This window comes from Cytobacillus sp. NCCP-133, assembly GCF_026011715.1.
Lineage (GTDB): Bacteria > Bacillota > Bacilli > Bacillales > Cytobacillaceae > Cytobacillus.
This window is the reverse complement of sequence record NZ_BRVM01000009.1, coordinates 96,724-109,219: the sequence shown is the minus strand read 5'-3', so window position 1 is coordinate 109,219 and position 12,496 is coordinate 96,724. Positions and strand designations below refer to the sequence as shown.

Here is a 12,496-nt window from a genome sequence, read left to right as displayed (position 1 = left end):
AAATATTATGAAAAAGAAAAAACAGAAGAAACCAGCGAAACCATTATTCTCATTTACGATCCGGAAGAAATTGATTCTCTCATTTATTATTATCCTGCTGATACCTTCCATCTCCATTGGATACATATCGTATGAAAAAGCGCAGGAAGAAATTAAAGACCAGATTAGCATGAGTGCGGAGGAAAATGTAAAAATCCTTGATACATTCATCATGAATTTCATTAAGCCAAAGATGGAGGATACCCATTATTTTTCGGAAATAATAAAGAAGGATTTTTACGCGGAAGAAGAGCTGGATCAGACTTATACTTCCTTCAGTCAATATAAGGAGCTGCATCCTGAATCGGTCGCCATTTATGCAGGGTCAGAAAACGGTGACCTTGTCATTTTTCCGCAGGCAGATTTGCCTGATGACTTTGACGCGACGACACGCCCCTGGTATAAAGGCGCCATGGAATCTGAGGGACAGGCTTATATTACAGAGCCCTATGTTGATGCCGTAAGCGGGAACATTTTGATTACGGTTGCCCAAAAATTGGGCGACAGTTCCGGAGTGGTCGGAATTGATTTAAGCTTGTCTGCATTAAGCGAGCTGACAGACAACATTAGCATCGGTGAAAGCGGATATCCCTTTATTCTTAGTGCTGCCGGAAGTTATTTAGTCCATCCTTCCGAAAAAGCAGGAACAGAAGCTAAAGCCAGCTGGACAAAAGATGTGCTTGATAAGCAAGAAGGCAGTGTGCAATACAAACTGGATGGAGTAAGCAAGGAGATGCGCTTTACAACCAATGGACTGACCGGCATGAAGGTGATTGGAACCATGAACCTGGATGAAATCAGCGCAGCTGTCAAACCGATCATGATGTCGACGATTCTGTTTGTCGGGATTTTCGTTTTAGTAGGCGCCGTTATTTCTTATTTGATCGTCCGTTCGATCACCCGGCCGCTGAACCAGCTTGTTCTGGCTACGGATAAGGTCAGTGAAGGTGATTTGACGCAGAAATTTGAAGTGAAGAATAATGATGAAATCTCAAAGCTTGGCGTCAGCTTTAACAAAATGGTTGGATCCCTGCAGCATTTGATCAACCAGGTAGGGGAGAAGGCCGTTCATCTTGCTTCCTCTTCGGAACAGCTGACAGCAAGCTCAGAGCAAAATAATATGGCGACCGAACAGGTGGCGAACTCCATCCAGGAGGTAGCCTCTGCGACTGAACAGCAGACTGTAAAGGTAAAGGAAAGTACAGCTGTTGTAAAAGAGATGTCAGGCCGGATTCAGCAGATTATGCTCAACACGGAGGTTGTGGCCAAGACGGCCGGTGAGACTAATGAAGTCGTCGTAAAAGGGAATACTGCCATTGATCTTTCCAACAACCAAATGAAGAATATTAATCATACGGTTAGTGAATTAGGTTCGATTGTTCATACATTAGGAAAACGCTCCGAGGAAATTGGCCAGATTGTCAATGTCATTTCTGAGATTGCCGATCAAACCAACTTATTGGCGCTGAATGCGGCCATCGAAGCGGCCCGGGCAGGTGAACATGGAAGAGGTTTCGCTGTTGTTGCCGATGAAGTCAGAAAGCTTGCCGAACAGTCATCTAAATCGACCGAAAGCATTCGAGAGCTCATTTCAACCATTCAGACAGACACAGGCAAAGCCATCGATTCTATGGAAAAAGGAACGGCGGAAGTTGAAAAAGGAATCGACCTTGTTAACAATGCCGGGGATGCATTTAGCCATATCCAGCAGTTCGCAGACACGGTGTCCAGCCAAATCGCGGAGGTTTCCTCTTCAATCAGGGACATGGCTGAAGGCGCAGACCAAGTGGTTGAAATTGTGACGGCCATTGAAGAAATTGCAGCTGTCACGACTTCCGAGAGCCAGGATGTGTCGGCGGCTACAGAGGAGCAGCTGGCATCCATGGAAGAGATCGCGGCATCTGCTGCGTCGCTTTCTGGAATGGCGGAGGAGTTATTGGATTCTGTTAAGAAGTTTAAAGTGAATTAGAGATACCAGACCAAGTACCACCCGAATTAGGCTAAATGATAAGTCTGCTGGAGTATGTTCAGCAGGCTTTTTTATTGTTAAATCTGCTTTTACGGAAGGAGGCGGCTGAAAATAGCGGTCCTTTTGCTGAAAAATGTCCTTTGTCTCCATTGTGAGGGCCGTTTTGAGATTCTAATCTTTGAAAAAAGTTCTTCATCCCCAAAATGGTTGATAAATCAGGCAATTACTCATTACTTCAGGAGGATCGTCATTTTTATCGGTCACTTTTTTGATTTATCGGTCAGAATTCTCATATATCGGTCACTTTTTCGATATATCGGTCAGTTTCTCATTTTATCGGTCAGAATTTCAATTTATCGGTCACTTGGCGATGGATCAACATTTCACCAATAGAATAGTGGAAATAGAGGAATCTGCATCTGCATAGTGGAAGAAGGAGTTTTGCAGCCGCTCTATGCTATCAGCTTAAAAGCAGGAATCAGAAGTCCATCATCGAAGTTAAATACAACTGGTGTTGAATAAAAGGAGTGATATATATGTACAAGACGATTATTGAACCAAGGATTTCTGAAACAGATGGGGTCGGCCATATAAATAATACGACAGTTCCCATTTGGTTTGAAGCAGGACGGAATAGAGTGTTCAGGCTTTTTACGCCGGAGCATACTTTTGATAACTGGAAGTTAATTCTTTTAAAAATGAATGTCGAGTATACGAGCCAAATTTATTTTGGCAAGAATGCCGAAGTTAGAACTTGGGTAAAACGAATAGGCAATACAAGCTTTGAGCTATATGAGGAGCTTTACCAGGACAATCAAGTATGTGCAAAAGGAACGGTCATTTACGTGAATTACAATTTTAAAACACAAAGATCTGAACCAATCCCCAATCATATAAGAGGTGAGCTGGAAAAGCATTTATATGATGGAGATGAAAGTTTGGAAGAATAGAGTGAGTTTCTAAAATATGCGGCAAACGCTCAGATGAGTTTTGCTTTTTTTATGAGGTGGTGCCAAAAAGACAGCCTTCTTTCTACAGCACCATCCCCTCTCTTACCACCATTTTTGGCTGTTTTTATCCCGAAATCTTCCCAAACACTTTTAATAGTTTAATATTTCTGCTTGAAATTATAGCGTTTACATTGTATATTGAATACGTATTCAAAAAGTAGAAATTTCAGAAAGTTGGTGGCTAATTGGAGAGAATCGCTGTGCTTGGGTGCGGCACGATGGGGCATTCGATCGCGCTTAATGCGGCATGGGCCGGATTGAGTGTGAAGATGCAGGGCATCAGTGACGCCGATCTTGAACAGGGCTGGACCAATATGCTGAAGAAGCTGGAGGTTATGCTCGATAACGGTATTTTATCTGATTCGGAGGCTGGCCAAATCCAGGGTAACATCAAAATGACTACTTCGGTTGAAGAAGCGGTCCAGGGTGCAACTTTCGTGATCGAAGCTGTACCGGAGAATATTCAATTAAAAATTGAATTATTTAAGCGTCTTGGCGTTATTTGCGGTCCGGATGTCATTCTTGCCAGCAATACTTCCGGCCTTAGTCCAACAGAGATTGCTTCAGAAACTGCGCATCCGGAACGGACAGTGGTGACACACTTCTGGAATCCGGCCCATCTGATTCCTCTTGTAGAGGTCGTACGGGGTGAGAAGACTGGGGATGAGGCAGTGGAAAGGTCCTTTCAGCTTTTAAAGCAAATGAAGAAAAAGCCGATCGAAGTGAAAAAAGAGGTGCCCGGTTTTGTCGGCAACCGCCTTCAGTACGCGCTTTTCCGCGAAGCCCAGTATCTTCTGGAGGAAGGCATCGCAAGCAAAGAGGATATTGATGATGCAGTCACTTACGGTATTGGACGGAGGCTGCCTGTTTCAGGGCCATTGATGACGGCCGATATGGGCGGATTGGATGTCTTTTCGGCCATCTCGGATTATCTATTCCAGCATTTATCCAATGCAGAGGGATCCTTGCCGACATTAAAGAACCTTGTAGCAAAAAAGAAGCTCGGTGATAAAACGGGTGAAGGATACTACGATTGGAACGGGGATTTTTCAAGGGAGTACAATCAGAAAAGGGAAGCTGAGCTAATCCGCTTTTTAAAGAAGGATCTAGGAATCTAATAAAGCTGATGGAGGAATGGTATGAAGAACTTTCCCGGCCTTGAGAATAAATCGGTGATCGTGACGGGCGGAAGCAAAGGAATTGGAAGGGATATCGCCCTTTCCTTTGCCGAAAATGGAGCGAAGGTTGTGATTGTGGGGAGAAACAAAGAAGCTCTCCAGCAAACAGCCGAGGAGCTTAAAAAAATAAATAGCAGTAGCTTCTATGTTTCAGCTGATTTGAACAGTGTTTCAGAGATTAAAAGAATGACAGAAGCAGCAGTCGATTATATGGGCTCTCTCGATGTGCTGGTCAATAACGCAGGGATTAACAGGGCTAAGCCTGCTATGGAAGTAACAGAAGAGGATTGGGATCTCACGCTCGATACCAACTTGAAGGCAGCGTTTTTCTGCAGCCAGAAAGCTGCCGAATATATGATTCCCAATCAATCCGGCAAGATTGTCAATATTGCTTCCCAGATGGCCTTTGTCGGCTACTACAAACGGGCAGCTTATTGTGCAAGCAAGGGCGGCATGGTGCAGCTGACAAAAGCGCTTGCAGTTGAATGGGCTTCGCATGGCATCAATGTCAACGCAGTGGCTCCAACCTTCATCGAGACAGAACTGACAGCCAGGATGTTCGAGGATAAGGAATTTGAAAAGGAAGTTTACAGCAGAATTCCGCTTGGGAAGCTTGCGGATGCCGAGGATGTTTCTGCTGCCACACTATTCCTTTCTTCCAATCTATCCAAGTTCATTACAGGTGATACGATTAAAGTAGATGGCGGCTGGACAGCCATTTAATTTTTTCTCAATTTTTGCATACGTATTCAAAAATAAAAAACAGGAGTGATATCAAAATGGCAACTTTCTTAAAACAAGGCAAGAACGATCAAGAGGTACAGGAAGCAGACGTTAAAGTAAGAGAAGCGGTAAGTGAGGTTCTAAAAAACATCGAAGAAAACGGAGATGCAGAGGTCCGCAAGCTTTCCGAGCAGTTTGACAAGTGGTCACCGGAGCAATTCAGATTATCTGAAGAGCAAATTCAGGAGATCGTGGCATCTTTACCTGAACAAACAATTAATGACATCAAATTTGCTCAGGAGCAGATCCGCAATTTCGCTGAGCATCAAAAAGCAGCACTAAAGGACATTGAAGTAGAAACACTTCCTGGCGTGTTCCTTGGACACAAAAACATCCCGGTAAACAGTGTCGGCTGCTACATTCCTGGCGGACGCTATCCAATGGTTGCATCCTCCCACATGAGTGTTTTGACTGCTAAAGTAGCGGGCGTTAAGCGCGTGATGGCCTGCACGCCTCCGATTAAAGGGGAAATTCCTTCTGCAACCGTTGCGGCAATGCATTTTGCCGGCGCTGACGAAATTTACATTCTGGGCGGAATCCAGGCGATGGGTGCGATGGCACTTGGAACAGAAACCTTCGAGCCGGTTGATATGCTGGTAGGACCAGGTAATGCATTTGTGGCGGAAGCGAAGCGCCAGCTGTACGGCAGAGTCGGAATTGACTTGTTTGCCGGCCCAACTGAGGTTCTTGTCATTGCGGATGAAACAGCAGATGCCGAAATGGTGGCAACAGACCTTTTAGGACAGGCAGAGCATGGACCGAACTCTCCGGCATGTCTGATTACAACATCAGAGAAATTAGCGAATGAAACGGTAAAAGAAATCGAGCGCCAGCTGGAAACACTACCTACTGCAGATGTTGCAGGTGTTGCATGGAAGGACTACGGTTCGATCATCCTAGTTGACAGCCTGGAAGAAGCAGTTGCGGAAGCGGATCAATTGGCTTATGAGCATGTGGAGGTTTTAACAGAAGATCCAAACTACTTCCTTGAAAACATGACAAACTACGGTGCGCTTTTCCTTGGGCCTGAAACAAATGTTGCTTACGGGGATAAAGTTATTGGAACAAACCATACCCTTCCAACGAAAAAGGCAGCGCGCTATACTGGCGGACTATGGGTTGGAAAATTCCTGAAAACCTGCACCTACCAGAGAACGACTCCTGAAGCGAGTGCGAAAATCGGTGAATATGCATCCCGTCTATGCGACCTTGAAGGCTTTAAAGGCCACCAGGCGCAGGCAGATCTTCGCGTTAAGCTCTACAGCAGACTCGTGAAGTAATCGAAATCTGTTATAATTTCTCTGTCTAGATTCAGGCAGGAGGAACATGTGTTGAAAAATAAAAAAGTGACAGCTATGGATGTCGCTCGGCTGGCGGGTGTTTCCCAATCGAGCGTGTCCAGGGCTTTTAGTGAAAATTCAAGTATCTCTTCGAAAAAGAAAAAGCTTATTCTGGAGGCTGCAGAACAGCTCGGATATCAGCCGAATGCCATTGCGCGGGGCCTGATTACCAATCAGTCCCGCATCATCGGCATTGTGATGCGGAATATCCAGAACCCTTTTTATCCGGAAGTTCTCGATAAATTTTACAGCACGCTGGCCGAAAAAGGGTACAAGGTGATGTTTATCAACTCCCAGAATAACGAGATCCAAGAGGATGAAGTGAGCCATTTAATTGAGTACAGTGTGGAGGGAGCCATCATTACGGATGCACTTTTGACCTCATCGACTGTACAGAAGTTTACCCGCAATGGCATCTCGGTCGTCCTGTTTAACCGATATGTGAACGATTCCTTAAGCAGTGCTGTTGTGTGCGATAACTTTGCTGCCGGGAAAAGGATTGGGCACTACCTGATAGAAAAGGGACATGAAAATCTCGCCTTTATCTCCGGACCGATGAATACTTCCACAACAGTTGATCGAAAAAATGGCTTCCGGGAGGCTTTGGCTGAACACGGCATTTCTTCCTTTTTAACGGAAAACGGTCTTTATTCATATGAAGGAGGATTTGCAGCAGCGGAAAAGTTGCTGAAACGCGATAAAAGGATAGATGCTCTCTTCTGTGCAAATGATATATCCGCTTTTGGTGCAATGGACTATCTGAAAAAACAGGGAATCCGAATTCCTGAGGATCTTTCCATTGTGGGCTTTGACAATGTAGCCATGTCAGATTGGTCTTCCTATGAATTAACCACGTGGCATCAGCCGATTGATGAAATGGTCAATGATTCGATCAGCCTTCTGCTGGAGCATATTAACGGGGACATTGACGCCCCTGAAATCCAGCGGGTAGAAGGGCATTTGGTCGAAAGAGGATCCGTAAAGGACAGAAGGAAGGGGTTTTCATAAATCCGATTTTAGTGCCTTTGAAATTTGATTAATGTCTAGCTCCAGGCGCCATCGGCTCTCGGGTCTAAGCCAATCCGTCCAAAAGGTTAAAGTACAACCTTTCATCCGGCTTGTCTTATGCTTGAGGCCCGCAGGAATAGGAAGGCTTCGTCAGCAAATCTTTTGGCACGAAGTAAAAAGCGGTAGCTTTTTTTGAGGATAAGCACCGCACGACCGAAAGCGGCAGCTTTTGCGAGGATGCGGGTCATGCAGACGTTGCCACAGGACGTAGCGGTTTTAGTCTGCGTTCTTATAGGCGGGCGCCTTACGCTTTTCGGATAGGAGGATTCTATGCTTAGTATGATTGGATTGCTTGGGGGGATAATCCTGCTCATCTACTTGACGATGAGAGGGATGAACCTGCTGCTTGCTGCCCCTCTTGCAGCTTTTATTGTTGCAATATTTAGCGGATTGCCAATTTTTCCGCAGGTGGCGGCCGAAGGGGAAGCCAATTTTTTAACGAATTACATGAACGGATTTGCCGGATTTATCACATCCTGGTATTTGATGTTCTTATTTGGGGCCATTTTCGGAAAGTTAATGGAAGACAGCGGAGCTGCAGACAGTGTGTCGAAATGGATTATCGATAAAATTGGCATGAAGCGGGCGGCTTTAGCGGTAGTGATTGCCTGTGCGGTCTTAACCTATGGCGGCGTGAGTCTGTTTGTCGTGGCGTTTTCCGTTTATCCAATGGCATTGAGTCTATTTAAGGAAGCTAACCTGCCAAGAAGGTTTATACCGGCAGCTCTTGCCTTCGGTTCGACTACATTTACCATGACATCAGCTGGTTCACCGGAAATCCAGAACTGGATTCCGATTGAGTTCCTGGGAACTTCTCCGTATGCAGGCTGGGAGGTCAGCTTCATTGTTGCTGTCTTTATGATGGCATTTGGTTATTGGTGGCTTAAGAAGATGATCAATAAAGCTGTCCGCAATGGGGAGAAATTTGAGGCAAGGGAAACGGATTCTACCTTGATTCGTGAAAATCTGCCAAGCCCTCTGTTAAGTATGATTCCGCTTTTGGTCGTGCTAGTGATTTCATTTATCTTCCATGATTCATTAGCACAGTCAGCCCTGATCATTGCCTTATTGAGCGGCTGCTTTGCAACTTATATTCTTAACCGGAAGTACTTTACCAATGTATGGGGAGCCGCGTCTGAAGGAACGATTGGCGCATTGATCGCGATTGCCAATACATCTGCCGTTGTAGGCTTTGGCGGGGTGGCCAAAGCGACACCTGCATTTGCCAGTGCGGTTGATGTAATGACAAGCATTCCGGGAAGCCCATTAATCGGAGGAGCCCTCGCAGTATCTGTTATTGCCGGCCTGACTGGATCCGCATCCGGCGGGCAATCCATCGCGCTGCCGCTGCTTGCCCCGCATTATCTGGATATGGGTGTTAATGCAAGTGAGCTTCACCGTGTTGTGGCGATTTCTTCCGGATCTATTGATTCTCTGCCGCATGGCGGCTACGTTGTTACGACCATTCGTGCGATTGCCGGTGAATCCCATAAGGATGCATACCCTGCATTTGGTGCATTGACAGTTGTTGTGCCGATCCTGGGTGTCATTCTGGCCGTTGTGCTGTTCTCGATTTTCTAAATGGTATTGGCGGAAAGACAGAGGGGAGTGCTCTCTGTCTTTCTTTTTATAAATTTGATGGCATTCGTTGTTCGGAGTGGTCTATTTGCAGGTTTTCCGGTTCTATTTGCAAAATAGGTCATTCTATTTGCAGGTTCCCACAGTCTATTTGCAAAATTACGCTCCCTATTTGCAAAATTACGCTCCCTATTTGCAAAATTACGCTCCCTATTTGCAGGTTTCGATGTTCTATTTGCAAAGTTCACAATTGGCCGCAACACATCCGGTTTTCGAATCTGTCAACAACCGCTAGTTTTTGCCGTTCTTAAGAAGTGTTATAATTTAGAAAATTAAGACTGATGGAGGGGTCCGACTTGTCTCAAGCTGTATCTGATAAGAATCAAGAACTGCATAGCGATGAACTCTTTCATGTGAAGAACTGGATGACACCCAGCCCTTATTGCATTCAGCCGGGGCAGACATTAAGGGAGGCTTCTCAAATGATGGTGCAGCTGCACCTTGACAGTTTGCCGGTGGTGGATGAGACCAATCGGCTGATTGGGATGATTACGTCGAGAAAGCTCATAAACTATTTTGCACAGGGCAATCAAGGAGACGATCTGATCGGCAGCATACCTAAGGCAAATCTGGCTGCCATCAGGCCGGATGATTCCATTCTTGATGTGTTTTCGCTTCCGTATGATCAGCTGCCGGTTATGGGGGAGGATGGAAAGCTGCTTGGCATCCTGACAGCGAGGGATATCCTTGATGGGCTTTCCAAGTATATTTACAAGCTGAAGCAGCAGCATAATTCCACCGGTGCTCTTGGCGCCATTTTGGAAAGTGCCTATGAGGGCATTGCTGTTGTCGATGAAAATGGCATCCTGCAGGAATTTAATGAGGCGTATAGCCGTTTTACCGGAATTAAGCGGGAGGATGCAATTGGACGGCATGTAACAGAGGTGATTGATAACACTCATCTCCATGAAACGGTGAAGACTGGCATGGCAGAACGCGGGGTTCTTCAAAATATCCAGGGCCATGATATGGTGGTGCACCGGATTCCGATCTGGAAGGAAGACCGGATTGTCGGCGCGATCGGGATGCTGATTTTTGAAGGGGTCACAGAGGTTTATAAAATCTATGAAAAGCTGCAGGAAAATCAAACCGCAAATCCTGATCTTTTTACAAAGAAAAAAGAGAGCGACAGCCGGGTTACGCTTGATCAGATCATTGGGACAAGCGAGGGAATTACAGAGGTGAAGCGGCTGGCCCGGAAGGCAGCAAGAACGGCGGCTACTGTCCTGATTACGGGCGAAAGCGGAACAGGCAAAGAGATGTTCGCCAAAAGCATTCACCATCTCAGCCCCTTTTCTACGGGTCCGTTCATCAGTGTAAACTGCGGGGCGATCCCAGAGCATTTATTCGAGTCCGAGCTGTTTGGCTATGAAGAAGGAGCATTCACTGGCGCGAAAAAAGGCGGCAAGCCGGGGAAATTCGAACTGGCCGACAATGGCACCATTTTTCTCGATGAAATCGGAGAGATGCCCCTAGTCATGCAAACCAAGCTGCTGCGGGTCCTTCAGGAAAAAGAAGCAGAACGAGTCGGCAGTGTGAAAAAATATCAAATTAATGTCAGAGTCATCGCAGCGACAAACCGTGACCTTAAGCAAATGATCGAGGATGGGGAATTCCGTGAGGATCTGTATTACCGGCTGAACATCATCCAGCTTCACATTCCGCCGCTCCGTGAACGGAAAAAAGACATCCCCGTCCTGCTGGTCCATTATCTGAGAGAAATTTGTGATCGGTACAAGATACCTGGAAAACTATTTACATCTGAGGCGGTAAATGCTTTTGTCCATCACCCGTGGCGAGGGAATATCCGTGAAATGGTGAATACGGTGGAGCAGCTTGTGACACTGGTGGACGGGAAGGTCATTGATTATCGGCATTTGCCGGATATGCTGAAGGGGGCGGGCCCTTCCGTTAAAAAAGGAAAGAAAGCGCCATCCGCAGCCGGATCCATCGAAGAAGCCAAGTTACTGGGCAACCAAAGAGAATCGGAATTGATTCTTCATGCTCTAAGAAAGGCCGGCGGGAATAAATCCAAGGCCGCCGATTTGCTGGGCATCCATCGGACAACCCTTTATCAGAAGCTGAGAAAGCATGGCATTTCGTAAATGTAGTGTAGTGGTTTCGCTATAAAAAATCTACAACTGTAGTGAAATAACTACACTTTTGCAGACAACAAACACTGATTTTACTGGATTTCAAAGTTGGCACGCTCCTTGCAAACATATAAGTGTAGCAGTAACAGAATAAAAGGGGTGGAATGTTCAATGGAGAAACCAGCAGTTTTCCGTGTGCCGGAAGCAATTTTTTATGGAAGAGGCTCTTTAGAAAAGGTTGGGCCTGAAGCGGCGTTAAGAGGGAAAAAGGCCTTAATGATCAGTGATAAAGTGATGGACCAGCTTGGGTATGTAAGCGAATGCAGAACCTATCTTCAGGAAGCTGGCGTTCTAAGCGAGGTTTATCTTGGGGTAGCATCCGAGCCGACTGACGAGTATGTAGCAGAAGCATTGGAGCTTTTTCAAAAAGAGCGATGTGACCTGGTTATCTCTGTAGGAGGCGGAAGCTGCATCGATACGGCAAAGGCCATCGCGGTGCTTGCGACAAACGGCGGATATATCGGCGACTATATGGGCGGAAAGAAGCTAGCCCAGCAGGCACCGGTTCCTCACATTGCCATACCGACGACGGCAGGCACTGGCTCTGAGGCGACGGATGTAACCGTTATTACGAACTCAACCAATGATGTCAAAATGATGATTAAGCAGCCAGCCTTCATGCCAAGCGTAGCGATTGTGGATCCGCTGCTGACCATTTCTTCGCCGAAGACTGTCACATCCGCAACAGGTGTAGACGCGCTGAGCCATGCGGTTGAAGCTTATTTATCCAAAAAAGCGCATCCGATGACAGACACAATGGCCATTTCGGCTATGAAATTGATTGTGAACCATATTTTAACCGCTTACAATGACGGTGAAAATGTCGATGCCCGTGAGGCCATGAGCCTTGGATCCCTTCAGGCTGGCATGGCGTTTTCAAACGCATCCGTATGCCTTGTCCACGGCATGAGCCGTCCGATTGGAGCCTTATTCCATGTGCCGCATGGAATCTCAAATGCCATGCTTTTGCCGGCTGTTCTGGAATTCAGCCAGGAAGCTTGTGTGGATCGCCTGGCGGATATCGGCCGAATTTTTCAGCCTGAAAATGAAAACCTTTCCAACAAGGAAGCGGCAGAGATTGCGGTGCAATCTGTTAAAAATTTGTGCCTGAAATTAAATATTCCTAACTTAAGAGGATGGGGAATTGACGAGGAAGCGTTTAAGAATGCTGTTGGAAAAATGGCTACGGATGCAATTGACAGCGGCAGCCCGGGCAACAATCCAAGAGTGCCGGACCAGAGCGAACTGGAAGAGCTCTACCATGTTTGCTATGATTATCAGTTTTCCTCTGAAACAGAGAAAGTTTAATAGGGGGACA

9 protein-coding genes are annotated in these 12,496 nt (G+C 46.1%); all 9 read left to right on the top strand.

What is annotated here, in order from left to right:
• Positions 1-7: 7 nt before the first annotated feature.
• The 9 genes from NCCP133_RS12260 (at position 8) to NCCP133_RS12220 (ending at position 12,486) form a co-directional block, all read left to right on the top strand.
• A complete protein-coding gene (locus NCCP133_RS12260) occupies positions 8-2,008 on the top strand; it encodes a methyl-accepting chemotaxis protein (protein WP_264805290.1) in 2,001 nt (666 codons plus the stop codon).
• Between the two features lie 536 nt (positions 2,009-2,544).
• A complete protein-coding gene (locus NCCP133_RS12255) occupies positions 2,545-2,958 on the top strand; it encodes an acyl-CoA thioesterase (RefSeq protein WP_264805289.1) in 414 nt (137 codons plus the stop codon).
• 245 nt (positions 2,959-3,203) lie between these two features.
• Entirely contained in the window at positions 3,204-4,136 is a 933-nt protein-coding gene (locus NCCP133_RS12250; RefSeq protein WP_264805288.1) for a 3-hydroxyacyl-CoA dehydrogenase family protein, read from the top strand.
• A gap of 21 nt (positions 4,137-4,157) precedes the next feature.
• Positions 4,158-4,919: an SDR family NAD(P)-dependent oxidoreductase gene (locus NCCP133_RS12245; protein ID WP_264805287.1), complete on the top strand. Its 762-nt coding sequence runs from the start codon at positions 4,158-4,160 to the stop codon at positions 4,917-4,919.
• A gap of 56 nt (positions 4,920-4,975) precedes the next feature.
• Positions 4,976-6,259: a histidinol dehydrogenase gene (gene hisD, locus NCCP133_RS12240; protein WP_264805286.1), complete on the top strand. Its 1,284-nt coding sequence runs from the start codon at positions 4,976-4,978 to the stop codon at positions 6,257-6,259.
• 51 nt (positions 6,260-6,310) lie between these two features.
• Positions 6,311-7,327: a LacI family DNA-binding transcriptional regulator gene (locus NCCP133_RS12235; protein WP_264805285.1), complete on the top strand. Its 1,017-nt coding sequence runs from the start codon at positions 6,311-6,313 to the stop codon at positions 7,325-7,327.
• Positions 7,328-7,657: 330 nt separating this feature from the next.
• The gene (locus NCCP133_RS12230) at positions 7,658-8,968 is read left to right on the top strand and encodes a GntP family permease (RefSeq protein WP_264805284.1); all 1,311 of its coding nucleotides are present in this window, start codon (positions 7,658-7,660) and stop codon (positions 8,966-8,968) included.
• Between the two features lie 422 nt (positions 8,969-9,390).
• On the top strand, positions 9,391-11,130 hold the full coding sequence (locus NCCP133_RS12225) for a sigma 54-interacting transcriptional regulator (protein WP_264805348.1): 1,740 nt from the start codon (positions 9,391-9,393) through the stop codon (positions 11,128-11,130).
• Positions 11,131-11,289: 159 nt separating this feature from the next.
• Positions 11,290-12,486 (top strand): iron-containing alcohol dehydrogenase, encoded by a 1,197-nt coding sequence (locus tag NCCP133_RS12220; protein ID WP_264805283.1) that lies wholly within the window; start codon positions 11,290-11,292, stop codon positions 12,484-12,486.
• Positions 12,487-12,496: the final 10 nt, after the last annotated feature.

Excerpts from the sequence above, each read along its gene's own strand:
- NCCP133_RS12220 (WP_264805283.1), top strand. The coding sequence starts at position 11,290 with ATGGAGAAACCAGCAGTTTTCCGTGTGCCGGAAGCAATTTTTTATGGA.
- NCCP133_RS12230 (WP_264805284.1), top strand. The coding sequence starts at position 7,658 with ATGCTTAGTATGATTGGATTGCTTGGGGGGATAATCCTGCTCATCTAC.
- NCCP133_RS12260 (WP_264805290.1), top strand. The coding sequence starts at position 8 with ATGAAAAAGAAAAAACAGAAGAAACCAGCGAAACCATTATTCTCATTT.
- NCCP133_RS12225 (WP_264805348.1), top strand. The coding sequence starts at position 9,391 with ATGACACCCAGCCCTTATTGCATTCAGCCGGGGCAGACATTAAGGGAG.
- hisD (WP_264805286.1), top strand. The coding sequence starts at position 4,976 with ATGGCAACTTTCTTAAAACAAGGCAAGAACGATCAAGAGGTACAGGAA.
- NCCP133_RS12245 (WP_264805287.1), top strand. The coding sequence starts at position 4,158 with ATGAAGAACTTTCCCGGCCTTGAGAATAAATCGGTGATCGTGACGGGC.
- NCCP133_RS12255 (WP_264805289.1), top strand. The coding sequence starts at position 2,545 with ATGTACAAGACGATTATTGAACCAAGGATTTCTGAAACAGATGGGGTC.